12 protein-coding genes and 3 pseudogenes are annotated in these 19,147 nt (G+C 58.3%); 4 read left to right on the plus strand and 11 right to left on the minus strand.

What is annotated here, in order from left to right:
* Positions 1–27: 27 nt before the first annotated feature.
* The 10 genes and pseudogenes from CES87_RS03370 to CES87_RS03415 form a co-directional block, all read right to left on the minus strand.
* Entirely contained in the window at positions 28–1,590 is a 1,563-nt protein-coding gene (locus CES87_RS03370) for a SpoVR family protein (protein WP_128604953.1), read from the minus strand.
* Positions 1,587–2,858 carry a YeaH/YhbH family protein gene (locus tag CES87_RS03375; protein WP_128604954.1) on the minus strand — a complete coding sequence of 424 codons (1,272 nt, stop codon included), beginning with the start codon at positions 2,856–2,858 and terminating at the stop codon, positions 1,587–1,589. The genes CES87_RS03370 and CES87_RS03375 overlap by 4 nt, the downstream gene beginning before the upstream one ends.
* A gap of 204 nt (positions 2,859–3,062) precedes the next feature.
* Positions 3,063–4,985, minus strand: a complete 1,923-nt coding sequence (locus CES87_RS03380; protein WP_128604955.1) for a PrkA family serine protein kinase — start codon at positions 4,983–4,985, stop codon at positions 3,063–3,065.
* A gap of 297 nt (positions 4,986–5,282) precedes the next feature.
* Entirely contained in the window at positions 5,283–5,612 is a 330-nt protein-coding gene (gene glpE, locus CES87_RS03385; protein ID WP_128604956.1) for a thiosulfate sulfurtransferase GlpE, read from the minus strand.
* 33 nt (positions 5,613–5,645) lie between these two features.
* Positions 5,646–6,527 (minus strand): symmetrical bis(5'-nucleosyl)-tetraphosphatase, encoded by an 882-nt coding sequence (locus CES87_RS03390; protein ID WP_128604957.1) that lies wholly within the window; start codon positions 6,525–6,527, stop codon positions 5,646–5,648.
* Positions 6,527–6,907, minus strand: a complete 381-nt coding sequence (gene apaG, locus CES87_RS03395) for a Co2+/Mg2+ efflux protein ApaG (protein WP_128604958.1) — start codon at positions 6,905–6,907, stop codon at positions 6,527–6,529. Before apaG ends, CES87_RS03390 begins: the two co-directional genes overlap by 1 nt.
* Positions 6,908–7,030: 123 nt before the next feature.
* A complete protein-coding gene (rsmA, locus tag CES87_RS03400) occupies positions 7,031–7,849 on the minus strand; it encodes a 16S rRNA (adenine(1518)-N(6)/adenine(1519)-N(6))-dimethyltransferase RsmA (RefSeq protein WP_128604959.1) in 819 nt (272 codons plus the stop codon).
* Positions 7,846–8,833, minus strand: a pseudogene (gene pdxA / locus CES87_RS03405) (4-hydroxythreonine-4-phosphate dehydrogenase PdxA). The gene rsmA and the pseudogene pdxA overlap by 4 nt, the downstream one beginning before the upstream one ends.
* Positions 8,830–10,145 (minus strand): annotated as a pseudogene (gene surA / locus CES87_RS03410) (peptidylprolyl isomerase SurA). Before surA ends, pdxA begins: the two co-directional pseudogenes overlap by 4 nt.
* Complete coding sequence (locus CES87_RS03415) at positions 10,126–12,951, minus strand: LPS-assembly protein LptD (protein WP_128604960.1); 2,826 nt, start codon at positions 12,949–12,951, stop codon at positions 10,126–10,128. Before CES87_RS03415 ends, surA begins: the two are co-directional and overlap by 20 nt.
* A gap of 130 nt (positions 12,952–13,081) precedes the next feature.
* Here CES87_RS03415 and CES87_RS03420 point away from each other — a divergent pair.
* The 3 genes and pseudogenes from CES87_RS03420 (at position 13,082) to CES87_RS03430 (ending at position 15,537) form a co-directional block, all read left to right on the plus strand.
* Positions 13,082–14,100, plus strand: a pseudogene (locus CES87_RS03420) (aminoglycoside phosphotransferase family protein).
* Complete coding sequence (gene murU / locus CES87_RS03425) at positions 14,097–14,768, plus strand: N-acetylmuramate alpha-1-phosphate uridylyltransferase MurU (RefSeq protein ID WP_128604961.1); 672 nt, start codon at positions 14,097–14,099, stop codon at positions 14,766–14,768. Before CES87_RS03420 ends, murU begins: the two are co-directional and overlap by 4 nt.
* A 1-nt stretch (position 14,769) precedes the next feature.
* Complete coding sequence (locus CES87_RS03430) at positions 14,770–15,537, plus strand: TerB family tellurite resistance protein (RefSeq protein ID WP_128604962.1); 768 nt, start codon at positions 14,770–14,772, stop codon at positions 15,535–15,537.
* A gap of 138 nt (positions 15,538–15,675) precedes the next feature.
* Here CES87_RS03430 and CES87_RS03435 read toward each other — a convergent pair whose 3' ends face one another.
* Complete coding sequence (locus CES87_RS03435; protein ID WP_128604963.1) at positions 15,676–16,680, minus strand: alpha/beta hydrolase family protein; 1,005 nt, start codon at positions 16,678–16,680, stop codon at positions 15,676–15,678.
* Positions 16,681–16,753: 73 nt separating this feature from the next.
* On the opposite strand from CES87_RS03435, the gene CES87_RS03440 reads away from it, so the two are divergent.
* On the plus strand, positions 16,754–19,144 hold the full coding sequence (locus CES87_RS03440) for a PAS domain S-box protein (RefSeq protein ID WP_128604964.1): 2,391 nt from the start codon (positions 16,754–16,756) through the stop codon (positions 19,142–19,144).
* Positions 19,145–19,147 lie beyond the last annotated feature (3 nt).

The following is a 19,147-nucleotide window of genomic DNA, read 5'->3' on the forward strand; positions in this document are numbered from 1 at the left end:
GTCGAGCCATCGGAGGCGCAAACAGAATCAAAGATGGATGACGGCCAGGTCCAGGCGGCCGTAATCGCCCTCACTGTGCTCACCTCTGGGCGGAACATGGTGGGTTTTCATCACCTGATCCCCTTGCAGGGTCTCCAGGTGAATGTCGAAGCCCCAGAGGCGGTGCAGGTGCTTGAGCACTTCCTCGGTGGACTCTCCCAGCGGTTTGCGGTCGTGTTGCTGATGGCGCAGAGTCAGAGAGCGGTCGCCGCGCCGGTCGATGCTGTAGATCTGCACGTTGGGTTCGCGATTGCCCAGATTGTACTGGGCCGCCAGGGTTTCACGGATGATCCGGTAGCCTCCCTCGTCGTGAATCGCCGGGACCAGCAGATCGTCCTTCTGGTCGTCATCGAGAATGCTGAACAGCTTCAGATCACGGATCACTTTGGGTGAAAGATACTGCAGGATGAAACTCTCATCCTTGAAACTGCTCATGGCGAACTTGATGGTCGACAGCCAGTCGGTGCCTGCAATTTCCGGGAACCAACGGTAGTCTTCTTCCGTAGGCTCTTCGCACATGCGACGGATGTCGCGGTACATGGCAAAACCCAGGGTATAAGGGTTGATGCCGTTGTAGTAGGGGCTGTCGAAACCGGGCTGGAAGACCACACTGGTGTGGGACGTCAGGAACTCCATCATGAAGCCATCGGTGACGAGGCCTTCGTCATACAGGTCGTTCATCAGGGTGTAGTGCCAAAACGTGGCCCAGCCTTCGTTCATCACCTGGGTTTGGCGCTGTGGATAAAAATACTGGGCGATCTTGCGCACGATCCGCACGATTTCCCGTTGCCACGGCTCCAGCAGCGGCGCATGTTTTTCGATGAAGTAGAGGATATTTTCCTGCGGTTCGGCGGGGAAGCGCGCGTTGTCCTTGTCGCTGTACTTGTCCGCGCCTTTTGGAATGGTCCGCCACAGATCATTGATCTGTTTCTGCAAGTGTTCCTCCCGATCCTTCTGCCGGCGACGTTCTTCTTCGGCAGAAATCGGATAAGGCCGTTTGTAGCGGTCGACCCCGTAGTTCATCAGGGCGTGGCAGGAGTCGAGCAGGTCCTCGACCGCGTCGATGCCGTGGCGCTCTTCGCACTGCATGATGTACTGCTTGGCGAACACCAGGTAATCGATGATCGAGCTGGCGTCGGTCCAGGTGCGGAAAAGGTAATTACCTTTGAAAAAGCTGTTGTGGCCGTAGCAGGCATGCGCGACGACCAGCGCCTGCATGCAAATGGTGTTTTCTTCCATCAGATAAGCGATGCAAGGATCCGAGTTGATCACAATCTCGTAGGCCAGCCCCATCTGGCCACGAGAGTAGGATTTCTCTGTGCTGAGGAAGTGTTTGCCATAGGACCAATGGTGATAACCCAGCGGCATGCCGACGGAGGCGTAGGCGTCCATCATTTGTTCGGCGGTGATCACTTCAATCTGGTTGGGGTAAGTGTCGAGTGCATAGCGAGCCGCAAGACGACTGATTTCGCGGTCGTAGGCCTGGATCAGCTCGAACGTCCATTCGGAGCCGGTGGAAATGGGTTGGCGCTTCTGCTCTTTGGAGGTCATGTCACTAACCTGCGCTGGAAGAGTTCACGGAAGACCGGATAGATATCTCCGGCCGAGACCAGTTGTTGCTGGGCAAAAGTGTCAGAAAAGGCTTCGGCGATGCGCTCGTACTCGAACCACAGGGCCTGATGTTCGCGTGGGGTGATCTCAACGTAAGTGTAGTACTGCACGAATGGCATGATCTGGTTGATCAGGATGTCCCGGCAAATCGGTGAGTCATCGTTCCAGTTGTCGCCGTCGGAGGCCTGGGCGGCGTAGATGTTCCACTCGTTGCTCGGATAGCGCTCGGCCATGATCTCCTGCATCAGTTTCAAGGCGCTGGAAACGATGGTCCCGCCGGTTTCGCGGGAGTAGAAGAATTCTTCTTCGTCCACTTCGCGGGCGCTGGTGTGGTGGCGGATGAACACAACGTCGATCTTGTCGTAGTTACGCTTGAGAAACAGGTATAGCAAGATAAAAAAACGCTTGGCGATATCCTTGGTTGCCTGAGTCATCGAGCCGGAAACGTCCATCAGGCAGAACATTACCGCCTTCGAGCTGGGGTTGGGTTGCTTGATGAGCAGGTTGTATTTGAGGTCGAACGTGTCGAGAAACGGTATGCGATGAATACGCGCGCTCAGCTTTTCGATTTCTGCTTCGAGTTCCTGAATATCGCCGAAGTTATCGGGTTCTTCCTGTTTCAGTCGCAGAAGTTCGTCTTTGGCTTCACGCAGTTTCGCGCGGCTGCTGCCTGACAGGGCGATTCGCCGTGCATGGGCTGAACGCAGGGTGCGGATGATGTTGATCCGTGATGGGTTACCCTCGTTGCTGATCCCGGCACGCACGGTCTTGAAGGTGTCGGTGCCGGTCAGGTTACGCTTGACCAGATTTGGCAGCTCAAGGTCCTCGAACATGAATTCGAGGAACTCTTCCTGGGTGATCTGGAAGACAAATTCGTCCATCCCTTCACCTGAGTTGCCGGCTTTGCCAGGCCCTCTGCCACCGCCGCCTCCAGGCGGGCGCGCAATGTGCTCGCCGCTGGTGAACTCCTTGTTGCCCGGGTGCACGACGGTCTGCTTGCCGCCACGGCCGTGGTGAAGCACCGGCTCGTCGATGTCGCGGCCGGGAATGCTGATTTGTTCGCCGTGCTCCATATCGGTGATGGAGCGCCGACTGACCGCCTCTTCGACAGCCTTTTTGATGTGATCACGGTAACGCCGCAGAAACCGCTGACGGTTCACCGTGCTCTTGTTCTTTCCATTGAGACGTCGGTCGATCACATAGCTCATGACTGCTCCTTAGAAGCTGTCCTGAAAGGGGCGAGCGCTCAAGCAGCCGCGAACCAAGTGCCAAGGGATGTACACGCTCCCCCAAGCGCTGAGGATACCGCCTGAACCTCGCTACCGACTTTCGAACACCTTCCTGAGGCCTGTGTAACAGAAAATGCGTGAACAGGCCTCGGGCTGACGACAACCGGTCTGACCGGCAGCGGGTTATTGTGATTTTCTGACCCGCAGGTACCACTCGGACAGCAGTCGCACCTGTTTGTCGGTGTAGCCCCGCTCGACCATCCGTGTGACGAAGTCGTTGTGCTTCTGCTGGTCTTCTTTGCTGGCCTTGGCATTGAAGCTGATGACCGGCAGCAGGTCCTCGGTGTTGGAGAACATTTTCTTCTCGATGACCACCCGCAGTTTTTCGTAGCTGAGCCAGGTCGGATTCTTGCCGTTATTGTTGGCACGGGCGCGCAGTACGAAGTTGACGATTTCATTGCGGAAATCCTTCGGATTGCTGATTCCGGCCGGTTTCTCGATTTTTTCCAGTTCCTCGTTCAATGCCACGCGGTTGAGGATTTCGCCGGTTTCCGGGTCGCGGTATTCCTGGTCCTGAATCCAGAAATCGGCATACAGCACATAGCGATCGAAGATGTTCTGGCCGTACTCGCTGTAAGACTCGAGGTAGGCGGTCTGAATCTCCTTGCCGATGAATTCGATATAACGTGGCGCCAGGTATTCCTTCAGAAAGCGCAGGTAGCGCTCGCGGGTTTCGGCCTGGAACTGTTCCTGTTCGATCTGTTGTTCCAACACGTAAAGCAAGTGCACTGGGTTAGCGGCTATTTCGTGAGGATCGAAGTTGAAGACCTTCGACAGGATCTTGAACGCGAAGCGGGTCGACAGACCGTTCATGCCTTCGTCGACACCCGCATTATCGCGGTATTCCTGGATCGACTTGGCCTTGGGATCGGTGTCTTTGAGGTTCTCGCCGTCATACACGCGCATTTTGGAGTAGATGTTGGAGTTTTCCGGCTCTTTCAGGCGAGAAAGCACGGTGAACTGGGCGAGCATCTTCAAAGTGTCGGGCGCGCAATGGGCTTTCGCCAGCGAGCTGTTGAACAGCAGTTTGTCGTAGATCTTCACTTCGTCGCTGACCCGCAGGCAGTACGGTACTTTGACAATGTAGATCCGATCGATGAACGCTTCGTTGTTCTTGTTGTTGCGGAAGGTATGCCATTCCGATTCGTTGGAGTGGGCCAGCAGGATCCCGGTAAACGGAATCGCACCCAGACCTTCGGTACTGTTGTAGTTGCCTTCCTGGGTGGCGGTCAGCAGTGGGTGCAGCACCTTGATCGGCGCCTTGAACATTTCGACGAATTCCATCAGGCCCTGGTTGGACCGGCACAGTGCGCCCGAATAGCTATAGGCGTCGGCGTCGTTCTGTGGGAATTCTTCCAGTTTGCGGATATCGACCTTGCCCACCAGTGCCGAGATGTCCTGGTTGTTTTCATCTCCAGGCTCGGTTTTTGCGACGGCAATCTGGTTGAGGATCGACGGGTAGAGTTTCACTACGCGGAACTGGCTGATGTCGCCACCGAATTCAGCCAGGCGCTTGGTCGCCCAAGGCGACATGATGGTGTTGAGGTAGCGTTTTGGGATGCCGAAGTCTTCCTCAAGGATTGCGCCATCTTCAGTGGCGTTGAACAAACCCAGAGGCGATTCGAATACCGGTGAGCCCTTGATCGCGTAGAAGGGCACTTTTTCCATCAGTTGCTTGAGCTTTTCGGCCAGGGACGATTTACCACCACCGACGGGGCCGAGCAGATAGAGGATCTGTTTCTTCTCTTCCAGACCTTGAGCGGCATGGCGGAAATACGAAACGATCTGGTCGATGCATTCTTCCATCCCGTGGAAGTCTTCAAAGGCCGGATAGCGGCGGATTACCTTGTTGGAGAATATTCGGGACAGCCTCGAATTGGTCGAGGTGTCGAGCAGCTCCGGCTCACCGATGGCCAGGAGCAGACGCTCGGCGGCGGAAGCGTAGGCGCTACGGTCCTTTTTGCACAGTTCCAGATACTCTTGCAGCGAGAGTTCTTCCTGGCGTGTGGACTCGAAACGTTGTTGGAAGTGGCTAAAGATACTCATGACGTCACCTCGCTCGATACGTGGAGCCGACGCCGGATCACTCAGTCGATGCTGGCAGCAACCGAACAGGCAGTCGCTGTTTACCCCCCAGAACTCTTTCGAAGCTAACTACTCCGAAAGCTACTCCCGATGATCCGCGCGCCGGTGTACCGGCTCTCCCCTGTTTTGGATGGCCTGGGCTTAAGGATAGTTGGGAATTCGGGAGGTAAAGGCGAGATACGTAATTAGTTGTGGCAGACCGTTCGTCTGCCACCGCGCTAGCCCGCGCAAGCCGGGGGCTTGCGAGTTACAAAAAAATTATTCGGAAGTGCCTTGCGCTGTTTCCGAAGGATAAGTCGTACGCCATAGCTCAAAACCACCATCCATGCTGTAGACGTCGGAGAAGCCCTGACTGATCAGGTAGGCGGCAGCATTTTGACTGGAATTACCGTGGTAGCAGACCACCACAGTGGGTGCGTCGAGGTCCGCGGCACGGATGAAGTCGGAGATCGAATGGTTGTCCAGATGCGTGGAGCCAGCGATGTGGTTCAGTGCGTAGGTTTGCGGATCGCGGATGTCGACCACCACTGCGCCTTGTTCACGCAGGGCATGGGCCTGTTCCGGGGGAATACGTTTGAATTCGCTCATGGCGGGCTCCTGTGGCTCGGCTGAAAGCGCAGTCTAGCGCGGGGCGCTGGCTGACGATGGTTCGGAAATTGGCAGTGTGACTGGTGGCTTGGCGTGGCCATGCTCGTCGCAATTGCAGGACAGGCGCTCGTCGCTGTCGACATTCATCATGGTCAAGGCGCCGCCCCAGACGCAGCCGGTGTCGAGGGCTGTGATACCCGCTTCGACGACTTTGCCTTCCAGCGCAGCCCAGTGGCCGAAGATGATCTTAAGGCCTTTGGTCTTGCGTTCCTTGTGCAGGAACCAGGGCTTGTAACCCGGTGGTGCGCTGTCGAGACCTTCCTTGCTCTTGAGGTCAAGCTTGCCTTCGGCAGTACAGAAACGCATCCGGGTAAAATAGTTGGTGATCACCCGCAGGCGTGTCACGCCTTTAAGATCGTTGTCCCATTTCGCCGGATCGTTGCCATACATCCCGTCTAGGTAGGGCGGGAACAGGTTGTCGTCGCGAAGGGCTGTCTCAACCTCAGCGGCGCACTTCAGGGCTTTGCGCAGCGACCACTGCGGCGGAATGCCGGCATGCACCAGCGCCACATTACGTTGTTCGTCGTAATGCATGAGTTTTTGTTGGCGCAGCCAGTCCAGCAGCTCGGCGCAATCTGGTGCTTCGATAATTTCTCGCAGGGTGTCGGCTTTCTTCAGGCGTTCGATGTTCTGTCCTGCGGCCAGCAAATGCAGGTCGTGGTTGCCGAGAACGCAAACCAGCGATTCGCGGATGCTATAGAGGAAGCGCAAGGTATCGAGCGATTGCGGGCCACGGTTGACCAGATCGCCTACCAGCCACAGGCGGTCCTTTGCCGGATCGAACGCGACTTGTTCGAGCAGGCATTGCAGGGCTTCCAGGCAGCCCTGCAGATCACCGACGGCATAGGTCGCCATCAGTGCAAGGCTCCGGGTACTGCCAGACGAAACGGCGCGATGACGGCGTCGAAATGCTTGCCGTCGTCGGCGATCATCTCATAGCTGCCTTGCATCGTGCCCACCTTGGTGGTCATGACCGTGCCGCTGCTGTAGGTGTGACTCTTGCCTGCTTCGATCAATGGTTGCTGGCCAACCACGCCCGCACCACGAACCTCTTCGACATGCCCGTCGCCATCGGTGATCACCCAGTGCCGTGACAACAGTTTGGCCGGTATAAGGCCATTGTTTTTCACAGTGATGGTGTAAGCAAAGGCAAAGCGGTCGTGTTCGGGTTGCGATTGTTCCGCCAGATAGCGGGTGACGACGCTGACGTCGACCTGATAGCGAGGATCGGACATGCAAGAGGCCTTTAAAACGAAGCGGGACGCGGGGCGTAGCTGATGGAGTTCAGTCTAGGCCAAGTATCGGGTAGTAAACCAGACATGGGCGCTGGTGTCCTACCCGATAACGACTCGGTTCTGTCAGGCGTCTGCTGGTTTGTGCAGGTCTTGTTCGCTGAGCTGGTCGGCCAGGCGCACGAAGGCGGCCAGATCGAGTTGCTCGGGACGCAGGCTGCCGTCGACGCCGGCGGCTTCGATTTCAGCGTTACTGAGCAGCAACTTGAGCGTATTGCGCAGGGTCTTGCGACGCTGATTGAAGGCTTCCCGTACGACGCGCTCCAGCAGCCTGTGGTCCTTGGCTGGATGCGGCAGTACGGTGTGAGGTACCAGGCGCACGATGGCCGAATCGACTTTCGGCGGCGGGTTAAACGCGCCTGGGCCGACATTGAACAGATGCTCAACCCGGCAGTGGTACTGGACCATGATCGACAACCGGCCCCAGTCACCACCGCCAGGCCCCGCCGCCAGACGCTCAACCACTTCCTTTTGCAGCATGAAGTGCATGTCGCGAATCAGGTGTGAGTTATGCAGCAGGTGGAAAATCAGCGGCGTAGAGATGTTGTACGGCAGATTGCCGACCACGCGCAGGCTGCTCGGTGCGGCGCTCAGGCTATTGAAGTCGAACTTCAGCGCATCGCCCTGATGCAGGTTGAAGTTGCTCTTGCCGGCGAACTGCTGGTTGAGGATCGGGATCAGGTCCTTGTCCAGTTCCACTACGTCGAGCTGCGCACCACTGTTGAGCAGGCCTTTGGTCAACGCACCCTGGCCCGGGCCGATTTCCAGCATCCGGTCTTCAGGTTTGGCGTGGATGGAGCGCAGGATGCGGTCGATAACGCCGGCATCGTGCAGAAAGTTCTGGCCGAAGCGCTTGCGCGCCCGGTGTTGGTATTGCTCGGTCATAAACGGGTCTCGGCCATCTGGTAGGCGGTTTCCAGGGCGACCTGCAGGCTGCCGGTGTCGATCTTGCCGCTGCCGGCCAGATCCAGGGCGGTGCCGTGGTCGACCGAAGTGCGGATGATCGGTAAACCGAGGGTCACGTTGACTGCCGCGCCGAAACCTTTGTATTTCAGCACAGGCAAGCCCTGGTCGTGGTACATCGCCAGCACTGCGTCGCAGTGCTCCAGATATTTGGGGTAAACAGAGTGTCGGCGGGCAGGGGACCGCGCAGGTCCATGCCTTCGCCGCGCAGGCGCTCTAATGTGGGTTCGATGATATCGATTTCTTCATGGCCCAGGTGTCCGCCTTCACCGGCATGGGGGTTAAGGCCGCACACCAAGATGCGTGGCTGGGCGATGCCGAATTTTTCTTGCAGATCGGTGTGCAAAATTCGCGTGACCCGCTCCAGGCGCTCCGGTGTGATCGCGTCGGCAATTTCGCGCAGGGGCAGGTGGGTGGTGACCAGTGCCACGCGCAAGCCGCGCGTGGCGAGCATCATCACCACTTGTGCCGTATGGGTCAGGTCGGCGAGGAATTCCGTGTGCCCGGAAAAGGCGATCCCGGATTCATTGATCACGCCCTTGTGCACCGGGGCGGTGATCATCCCGGCAAAATGCCCGTCCATACAGCCTTGGCCGGCTCGGGCCAGGGTTTCCAGAACGAAAGCGGCATTGGCTTTGTCCAGTTGTCCGGCGACAACCTTGGCGTTAAGCGGTGTATCCCAGACATACAGGCTATTGGCGGGTGCGGGTACGTCCGGCCAGTTGTCCGGGGTGACCGTCAGCAAGTCGACAACCACACCCAGTTGCACGGCCCGCTCAAGGAGCAGGTCGCGACTGGTAATGGCATCAGGGGATATGGCTGGGCTTGCGAGGCGAGCAGCAGGCACAGGTCGGGACCTATGCCGGCTGGTTCGCCGGGTGTCAGCGCGAAACGTTGGGGTTTCACTGCGCTGCCTGGTCGGTGCCAGGGAGTTTGATTTCTACGTACGCTTCGTCACGAATCTGACGCAGCCAGGTTTGCAGCTCTTCGTCGTACTTGCGGTTGCGCAGTACGGTCATTGCTTGCTGCTCACGAGCCTGGGTAGTGCTGTCGGTGGCGCGGCGGCCAAGGACTTCCAGTACGTGCCAGCCATATTGCGTCTTGAACGGCTTGGACAGCTGGCCTTGTGGGGTCTTGGCCATTACTTCGCGGAATTCGGGAACCAGTGCGTTCGGGTCGATCCAGTTCAGGTCGCCGCCGTTAAGGGCGGAACCCGGATCTTCCGAGAAGCTTTTCGCCAGTTCGCCGAAGTCTTCGCCGGCTTCGATGCGGGTATAGAGCGACTGAGCCAGAGCCTTGGTTTTTCTTCATCGCGGATCGGACTTGGTTTAACCAGGATGTGGCGCACGTGCACTTCGTCCCGTACCTGAGACCCACCGCCACGTTTGTCGGTGATCTTCAGGATGATGAAGCCGCCCGGTGTACGCATTGGCTGGGTGACATCACCAACAGCCATGGTGCTCAGCAGGCGATCGAACGGCGGAGGCAGTTGAGCGGCTTTACGCCAGCCCATGTCGCCACCTTCCAGTGCGGTTTCGCTGGCGGATTTGGCAATGGCCAACTGGCCGAAGTCAGCACCTTGCTTGATCTGCTGGTAAACCGCGTCAGCCTGTTTGGCGGCATTCTGAATCGCGTCGGAGTTTGCACTTTCCGGCGTAGGAATCAGGATGTTGGACAAACGGAACTCTTCGGACAGCTGCATCTTGCCGAGATCGGATGCCAGGAAGTTTTTCACTTCCTGCTCGGACACCTGGATGCGTTCGGCCACGCGGCGCTGGCGCACGCGGCTGATGACCATCTCGCGACGGATCTGATCACGTGCATCGTCGTAAGACAGGCCGTCGTGAGTCAGGGCTGCGCGAAATTGTTCAACAGACATGTTGTTGCGCTGGGCGATAGTGCCGACAGCCTGGTTCAGTTCTTCATCGGTGATACGGATGCCGGAGCGTTCACCGATCTGCAATTGCAGGTTCTCGACGATCAGGCGCTCAAGCACCTGTTGCTCCAGTACGCTGGCCGGCGGCACGGCAGAGCCGCGCTTGGCGATGGTTTGCTGAACTTCATGAACGCGCTGGTCCAGTTGGCTCTGCATGACCACGTCGTTGTCGACGATGGCCACCACTTTATCGATGGACTGTACCGCGGCGTTGGCCGCGGTACCCAGGAACAACGCGCCCAGCAACAGCGGGCGCAGACAATCAGAAAGCTTGGTCTTCACGTTCACGATAACCTTGAATGCCTTTGTCGAGGAAACTCTCTACTTTGGCGCCGGTAAGGCCGCCGAGTCCCTTCAGAACAATTTGGAGGAAGACGCCATGGTCGCCTTTTTCGTTTTGCGGTGCTTCCTGACTGAATTCGTCATAGGCAACCCAGTAACGGTTGATCAGGCGTAGTTTCCAGCAGCAGTTGTCGTACTCGAAACCACCGAAGGCTTCCAGTGTACGGTTGCGGTTGTAGTCGTACTGCCAGCGGCTGATGGCATTCCATTGCGGCACGACCGGCCAGATCACCGAGAAGTCGTGCTGTTCGATCTTGTAGTAATCCTTCACGAAGCCAGGAGTTCCAGGGGTGCCATAGTCACCACCGCCCACGGACCACTTACCAGTGGTCTGGTCATAACGGACCTGGTCATTACGATAGCGATAGCCGGCGTTGATGACCTTGTTCGGGTTGTCTTCAGGTTGGTAGTGGAACATCGCGCTGCCCGAGCGAGGGCTGCGGCTGTCCGGGTCCCAGTTGTAGTCGGCAGTGGTACGCCAATCGCGGTTCCAACGGTATTCATATTCCAACGCATAAGGGGAAACGTTGGAGTGCGCATCAGCGCGGGTATTGGCATCGATGCCGGGCAACTGGACTTCACGATCCTTGAAGTACATGGCTTGGCCCACGCTGATGCGTTGACGCTCGAAGCCGTTGTCTTCAATCCAGCGGTTGGTCACGCCCAGCGACAGTTTGTTCTCGTCGCCGACACGGTCGGAGCCCGAGAAGCGGTTGTCACGGAACAACGATGCATAGTTGAAGGTGTATTCGCCGGTGTCGAAAACAGGAATATCTGACTGGTCTTTCTCGGGAACATAGAGATAGTACAGGCGCGGTTCAAGTGTCTGGCGATAGTTCTTGCCGAACCATTGAGTGTTGCGATCGAAATACAATCCGCTGTCGATGCTCGCGATCGGTACGCCACGGCTCTGGTTGCTGCCGAATGTGCCATTGAGACGGTCGCCTTCGGCGCCTTGGCCGGCGATGTCGGCTTTACCCTTGGCATCAAGATCCAGTTGATATTGGGTGTATTGATACTTGAGCGATGGCTTCAGGAAGCCATAGGTGGCATTCATCGGATAGCTGATAGTCGGGGCGACATTCAGGCGATCACCATTGGCTCGGGCCAGGCCAAAGACGTTGGTATCAAGTCGAGGTGTTCCGACAGTGCCATCTGCATTGAGCGGTCCACCGTCTTGGTCAATGAAATTGCCGGTTTTCAGGTCCCGATCAAACCGCACGAGTTCAGTGTTGTAGCTGAAATCCAGGCCACCCGGATGAACCGGAAGCGCACCATCGAAGGTGATCTGCGGCAAGCGGTCATACGGCGTGATGTTCGACACAGTCGCCAGCTGATAGGCCTGAGCATTCACGCGGGCGGTGTAGCTGTCGCCACGATAGGTGACCGAGCCCTGCTGGTTCACGTAATCGGCACTTTTTACCCCGATCTGGTCAGTCTGCAGATCCTGGAAGTAATAAGGATCGCTGATCTTGGTGTAATCGACCTGAGTGAAGACTCGCGAATCCAGACCGCCCTTGTGCTGCCAGTTATACATGTAGCGGGTTTTTTCGTAGTCGGTCTGTAGCTTTCGATCAGTGTCTTCGTCGTTGAGGTAAGCGGCACCGAACTGACCTTCACTGGACTTGGTCAGGTAACGGAACTCACCTTCCATCAACAGGCCATGCTTGGCCATGTAGCGCGGGTACAACGTGGCATCGTAGTTGGGCGCCAGGTTGAAGTAATACGGTGTAACCAGCATAAAGCCAGTTTCGCTGCCGGTGCCGATGGTCGGCGGCAGGAAACCGGATTGACGACGGTCGTCGATCGGGAAATAGATGTACGGCGTGTACAGGACTGGAATGTCCTTCACCCGCAGAGTCACGTTGGTCGCGGTACCGAAGCCGGTAGCCGGGTTCAAGGTGATGTTGTTGCCCTTGAGCTGCCAGGCGTTACTGTTCGGTTCGCACGTGGTGTAGGTGCCATCCTTGAGGCGGATGATCGCGTTCTCTGCACGTTTGGCATACAGCGCGTTACCGCGGATACGGGATTTGTGCATCACGTATTCAGCGTTGTCGACCTTGGCTTCGCCGGTATCGAGCTGCACGTCGGCATGGTCGCCCACGATCAGCGCACCGTTGTCGCGAATGCGTACGTTGCCAGCCAGTTCGCCACGGCTCTCGGCCTGGTACAGGTTGGCTTCGTCGGCTTCGACCTGCATGCTGCCCTGGCGCATGACCACGTCACCGGCCAGAGTGGCGACTTGTTCATCTTGCTTATAGCGAGAGGCTTTCGCGCCGATAAAGGTTGGCGCGTCACTTTTACTCGTCTTGTCATTCATACCAGGACGAATCGGTTCGATATAGGAACCAGAGCAATAAGGACCGGTTTCGGCCAATTGTGCTGCAGTGAGTTGCTCGCGGGGAACCCAGTCGAGGTGACTGTAGTCTTCGCTACGCGACTTCAGGCCGCGGCCCTTGGACTCGGTAACAAGTGCGGTCTTTGCGCCAGTGTCTTCGCTGGAGCCATTTTCGGCCGGGGTCTCGCCGGTTGCGGAGACTGCGCTACCGTCATGGACAGGACGCGGAGGCAAAGCAGCCGCCGTCGACTTTTTTGGCGCACAGGCCCAGGCACCCGAAGCAGAGACTGAGCAGTCATACTGTTCCGCGGCGACCACGAAGGAAGTGGCTAGAGGTTGCAAGGCCAGCAAACTGCCGGTTACCAACAACGGAAATTTTTTACGAAACGCGGGGGATTTCAATGCCATCTTATTAGTCCGGGCTTCCTGCGTGCCATCTGCCCGCGGTGTGGGCCGCACGCCTCTCGATGGTCTGAAAAAGATGCTGGATAATAAAGCATGCCCCGCTTGACGGCTAGCGCCGTCGGAGACCCTTGCAATGCCTGACCAAGATGTACGTTTGCAACACCTGAAAGTATGGCTCGATGAACAATTGGCGATCCTTTTTACAGAGCAGGGTTGGGGTGTCGTCCCCCGGCCACATTGACCGCGGCCAGTAGCGACGCGAGTTTCCGGCGTTATTTTCGTTGGGAGGGCGCGGGTAAAAGCTTCGTCGTGATGGATGCGCCGCCGCCCCAGGAAAACTGCAAACCTTTCGTGGATATCGCTTTTCTACTGGCGAAGTCCGGAATAAATGTGCCGAAAATTTATGCCGAAGACCTTGAGCGCGGTTTTCTTCTGCTCAATGATCTGGGCAACAAGACGTATCTGGACGTGATTGACAACGAAAACGCCGACAATTTGTTCAACGATGCCCTGCAAGCGCTGCTGGCCTTTCAGCAGTTGCCAATGGTTGCGCCGTTGCCGAGTTATGACGTCGCGCTGTTGCGTCGTGAACTGGAGTTGTTCCCCGAGTGGTACGTGAAGCGTGAACTGGGCATCGAATTCGACGCGGCACAGCAAGTGCTCTGGCAACAGGTCAGCGATCTGCTGATCGACAGCGCCCTGGCCCAGCCGAAAGTCCTGGTGCACCGCGACTACATGCCGCGCAACCTGATGCTCAGCGAGCCGAATCCCGGTGTGCTGGATTTTCAGGATGCTGTCTACGGCCCGGTGACCTACGACGTGACATGTCTGTTCAAGGATGCTTTCCTCAGCTGGCCCGAAGAGCGCGTGCGCGGTTGGCTGGAAAGTTACTGGCAGCAGGCCGCTGCGCTGAATATTCCGGTGCAGCCGGATTTCGAAGATTTCCTGCGCGCCAGTGACCTGATGGGGGTGCAGCGTCACCTGAAAGTGATCGGGATCTTCGCTCGCATCTGCCATCGCGATGGCAAACCGCGTTACCTGGGCGATGTGCCGCGTTTCTTTGCCTATATAGAAGCAGTGATCGCCCGCCGTCCTGAACTGGCTGAACTGGATGTGTTGCTTGCCAGCTTGCGTGCCGGGGTGACGGCATGAAGGCGATGATCCTGGCGGCAGGCAAGGGCGAGCGCATGCGCCCGCTGACCCTGACCACGCCAAAACCGCTGGTTCGCGCAGGCGGGGTGCCGTTGATCGAGTATCACCTGCGTGCGTTGGCCGCTGCCGGTTTTACCGAGATCGTGATCAACCATGCCTGGCTCGGCCAGCAGATCGAAGACTATCTGGGCGATGGTTCGCGCTATGGCGTGAGCATCCAGTATTCGCCGGAAGGAGAACCGCTGGAGACCGGCGGCGGGATATTCCGCGCGTTGCCGTTGCTGGGAGATGAAGCCTTTGTGGTGGTCAACGGCGACATCTGGACCGATTACGACTTCAGTGTGCTGCATCAGCCGATTGTCGGCCTTGCTCATCTGGTGCTGGTCAACAACCCGGTCCATCACCCGGCTGGGGATTTCCAGCTGATCGACGGGGAGGTCCGCGACGGCCAACCGGGCGCTGCCACCCTGACGTACAGCGGAATCGCCGTGCTGCATCCGCAACTGTTTGAAAGTTGCTGTGCCGGGGCGTTCAAGCTGGCGCCGTTGCTGCGTGCCGCGATGGCGAACGGGCAGGTGTCCGGTGAACGTCTGAACGGGCTGTGGGTCGATGTCGGCACTCACGAGCGTCTGGCTGAAGTTGAAACCTTGATTGAAGCGAGGCGCTGAGATGTTGTGGCCAGGGACTCTGATCGGAGCCGGAGCGGGCTTTGCCATTGCCAGCATTCCGGGGGCCATGCTCGGCGGCTTGTTGGGTCAGGCGCTGGATAGGCGCATGCACTTGCAAAGTTGGGCGCATCTGCGTGAAAAACTCGGCGGTCGTCCTGTACTGCGCAACGATGAATTGCTGTTCGTACTGTTAGGAAGGCTGGCCAAGTGCGACGGGCGGGTAGTAGATGGTCATATCCAGCAGGCGCGTCAGGAAATGCGCTCGCTGGAAATGAACGAGCCGGCTCAGCGTCGGGCGATTGCCGCGTTCAATCGGGGCAAGTCGGGCAACGACCGGTTGCGCGGTTACCTGCGTCGACTGAGTGCTCAGCCCCATGCGGCCGAAGGGGTGTTGCGCGCTTGTTGGCGAATGGTTTGGGCCGATGGCCGGGCTGGCGCCAGTGAACGCGAGCTGATCGCTCAATGGGGCAAATGGTTGGGATGGACGCCGCATCGGGTGCAGGCGCTGGCGACTGACTATGAACCACATAGATGTCCACAGGTCAGCAGTACGGTGACCTATCAGGATGCATTGCGACTGTTAGGGGTGTCTGCCACCAGTGAACCGGCACAGATCAAACGCGCATACCGGCGCCTGCTCAGTCGTCATCATCCGGACAAGATTGCGGGCAGCGGGGCGACTGCGTCGCAGGTGCGCGAGGCTACCGAGAAGACGCGTGAATTGCACAACGCCTATACGCTGATTCGTCAGCGGCGGGATTTTCGTTAGCAGTCGATGCGGTGCTGTTTGGGAGAGCGCCATCGCGGGCAAGCCACGCTCCCACAGGTTTTATGCCGTTCCCAAAAATTGCGTACGACTCAAATCCTGTGGGAGCGTGGCTTGCCCGCGATTAGGCGACTCGATCTGTCAGTCCGCCGCATTCTGCGGATTCAACCAACCCCGCACCCGACGAACCAACTGTTCCTGTTGTGCCTTGGTATCACCTGGTAATGCTTTGAGCGATACCTGGCTGAATGCGGAGGTCTTCAAGCGTTTGCTGGCTTGCAACCGAGCCAGCGCCGCGTTGCGATCCAGCGGTTTGTCCATATAGAAGATGTCAGCGGTGGGCAGCTTCAGGGTAGGCGCAAGTTCGTCCAGCGCAGGTTTTGCCTGGACAGGTGTCTGCGCGGCGACCATGACAAACCGTTCGACTTGCGACGGTTGCTTCTCGCTCAGATAGCGCGCAGCCCAATAAGCGCCGGTGCCATGACCGAGTACGACGATGCTGCGAGCACTTTGCTGTTCGGCGAACGCGATAGCCGCGTCGATGCGGGCGAAGATTCGCTCGGCATCAGCCCTGGCCTGTTCCTCGCGGGTATCGGCGACGGGCTTGTCGGCCACGTCCGCTTCACCACCGGCCGCCTGTTCGATGGGGGCAGCGGTGGTCGAGTCCTTGCTGCCGGCGTCTGGCGTCTTGGGCGTTGGTGGCACTTCGGCAGCGCGTGGCGCAATGACATCGCTTTGCAAATCCGGCAAGGTGATACTCAGGCTGCTCCATTTTGCATTCGGCAAATTGCGCCGCAACGGGCCGATAGCTTGCGGCCAGTCAACGGTTTCACCGGCGCCCGGGATGATAATCACTGCACCTTTTGGATCGGCGGTGTTGGCCGGTTTCCACAAGGCCAGGAAACTATCGCTGCCTGCTTGCAGTTGCTGCTGTTCCTGGGCCGCGATTTTTCGCTCCAGTGCCGTCGCTTCTTCCTGACTACGCTCAGGCAGCGGCTGACGTTCCACCGGTTTTTCTTCGGCGGCCCTTTCCGTGACATAAGGCGTGGCGGCTGGTGTCGAGCCGGCAGCCTGGACGGAAAAAGCGCACGGCAGGATCAGCGACAGGCACAATGCTGGCAGTGCCAGGCGGTAGACAGGGGGCATCGGATATTCCAGGCCAGAAGTTATTCCGGCAGCCTAATGGGTTGGTCAGTGTTTGTCAGGGTGTGAGAGTTCGATGAGGCGTTTTCACTATCTGTGGGTTATCGGCTGGATGTGGTTTCCCTTGATGGGTTGGGCGGCGGCCGCACCCCCGGCGCACGTTGTTGCCTTGTCGCCCAAACAACAGCAGTGGCTGACGCAGCAGAGCGAGCTGCGAGTGGGGCTGGTGTTGCAAGCGCCCTACGCGCAATACGATCGCCGCTTGCAGCGCCTGTCCGGGGTGAACGTCGAGCTGATGAAATGGCTGGCCAGGGCGCTCAAGGTCGAGCTGAGCTGGCGTAACTTCCCCGACCTTGAACAACTGGAGGCCGCCACGCGCGCGGGTGAAATCGACATCGCCCCGGGTTTGACACAAACCCCCGGCGGTCTGCGTCTCTGGCAGTTTTCCGATCCGTACATGCGAGTGCCGCAACTGGTGGTCAGCGACCAGAAAAGCACCGGTGCGGTGGAGCTGGAAAAACTCGACAGCCAAACCCGCGTTGCCGTGCGCATGCCCAGTGCCACCGCCGATTATCTACGTGGCAACTATCCGCACCTGAACCTCCAGGGCGTTCCAATCGAGCGCCAGGCGCTGCAACTGTTGTTGAGCCAGCAAGCCAGTTACGCCGTGGTCGATGAGGCGCAATTGGGGCGTCTTTCCATCGAGCCGGAATTCGCCGGGCTGGTGGTGGTGGGTGACATCGGCTTACCGCAGTTGCTACGGGTGGCCACTCGGCGCGACAAGCCGGAGCTGGCCGGCATCATTGCAAGCGCACTGCGGGTTATCCCTGCCAAAGATCTGGAAAACCTGCACAACCAATGGCTCCAACCCAAGTATCCGCGGCTTACCGAGTCACCGGGTTTCTGGCAAAACCTATGCCTGCTGCTGTTGGTGCTGGCGCTGAGCAGTATGGCCATTGTGTTTTGGCAGCGCCGTCAGCAGCACAACCTGGAGCAGCGACTGACAGCGGCGCAGGAGGACATTGCCTTGCGCGTCGCCAGCGAGGAAGCACTGCGGCTCACCAAGTTTTCCATCGACCAAAGCACCGTCGGCATCCTTTGGGTCAACTGGGACAGTCACGTGCGTTACGCCAATCGCGCGGCCGAAACCATGCTCGGCTATCCGCCGGGGGGCATCATCGATCGGCCATTGATCGACTTCGAGCCCGGCCTGCACATGGACCGCTGGTTGAGCCTGTGGAAACGTGCCAGGGCCAGTGACGAGTCGCCACAAAGTTTCGAAACCAATTGCCTGCGGGCCGATGGCAGCATCCTGCCAGCGGATGTCTCGCTGAGCTTCCTGCGCTTTCGCGATGGCGAGTATCTGGTGGTCTACCTCACCGACGTCACCGAACGCCGCCGCGCCCTGGCCGCGTTGCAGGAAAGTGAAGCGCGGTTGCAAGGGATCGCGGCGAATGTGCCTGGCCTGGTCTTCCGCCTGGAGCGAGCGCCGGTGACAGGCCAGATTGACTTTGCCTATATCAGCGAAGGCAGCGAAAGCCTGGTGGGTTACTCGCCGGCGACTCTGGCTCATCGCGACAAAGGCTTGCGTAGCCTGGTGCATCCGGACGACAAGGCCAGCTATCACCACACCCAGGATCATGCTCTGGATACCGACAGCGACTGGTCATGGCAAGGGCGAATTCTCACGCGCCAGGGCGAACAACGCTGGGCCGAAATCAAGGCGATTACCCGGCAACTCGAGGATGGCGCCTACGTCTGGGACGGAATTGTCTGGGACATTAGCGAAAGCAAGCGCATCGAACTGGAACTGGCCAGCTCCCGTGAACAGCTGCGGGAATTGTCCGCGCACCTGGAGAGCGTGCGCGAAGAGGAAAAGGCCCGCATTGCCCGGGAAGTTCACGATGAACTGGGTCAGATGCTGACAGTGCTCAAGCTGGAAACGTCCATGTGCGAACTGGCCTACGCGCAACTCGATCCGGGACTACATGAGCGCTTGAACAGCATGAAACGCTTGATTGCCCAGCTGTTCCAGTTGGTACGTGATGTGGCGACGGCGTTGCGCCCACCGATTCTTGATGCCGGGATCGCGTCTGCCATCGAGTGGCAGGCCCGCCGTTTCGAGGCGCGAACGCAGATTCCGTGTCTGGTGCAGGTGCCAGACAATTTGCCGGTGCTCAGCGACGCCAAGGCGATCGGCTTGTTTCGAATACTTCAGGAAGCGCTGACCAATATCATGCGTCACGCCCAGGCGCATACTGTGGAGCTGACACTGGCCCTTGAAGGCGACGAGTTGTGCCTAAGTGTCAGCGATGATGGCGTAGGATTTGTCGCTTCAGCTGGCAGGCCGACATCCTTTGGGGTGGTAGGAATGCGCGAGCGGGTGCTGATCATGGGCGGGTTATTGTCGCTTGAGAGTGAGCCGGGGGAGGGCACGACTTTGATTGTGCGCGTGCCGTTGGATTGAAAG

Origin of the sequence: Pseudomonas sp. ERMR1:02 (genome assembly GCF_002277815.1) — a bacterium.
Taxonomy (GTDB): domain Bacteria; phylum Pseudomonadota; class Gammaproteobacteria; order Pseudomonadales; family Pseudomonadaceae; genus Aquipseudomonas.